Origin of the sequence: Herbaspirillum lusitanum P6-12, from assembly GCF_000256565.1 — a bacterium.
Taxonomy (GTDB): domain Bacteria; phylum Pseudomonadota; class Gammaproteobacteria; order Burkholderiales; family Burkholderiaceae_D; genus Herbaspirillum; species Herbaspirillum lusitanum.
The window spans coordinates 1-251 of record NZ_AJHH01000485.1 but is presented as its reverse complement, the minus strand read 5'-3'; the positions used below and the strand labels follow the sequence as shown (position 1 = coordinate 251).

The window sequence follows — 251 nt, the reverse complement described above, 5'->3', positions numbered from 1 at the left end:
CCCCCCCCCCCCCCCCCCCCCCCCTTTTGCGTTTCTGGAGTTACTGAATTTCCTGCGTCGCCTCTCCCGATTTCCCATCTCAAAACCCTCTGTCACGCCCGACATTTCCCTCGCCGCCATCGTCATCAAATCGCCTGAATTTTCCGGCATTATTTTGTTGACCATCAGACACAATGCCAGTATTATTCAGCCCTTCTAAGCGCTGCACGGATTATGTGACAACGTTTTAGGCCCACGTGGCGGAATTGGTA

The 251-nt window shown here is 53.8% G+C and carries 1 protein-coding gene; it reads left to right on the top strand.

Going from position 1 to position 251, the window contains the following annotated elements; genetic code table 11:
• On the top strand, positions 1–199 hold a 199-nt coding region (locus HLUSI_RS34220; protein ID WP_238534016.1), incomplete at its 5' end, for a hypothetical protein.
• Positions 200–251: the final 52 nt, after the last annotated feature.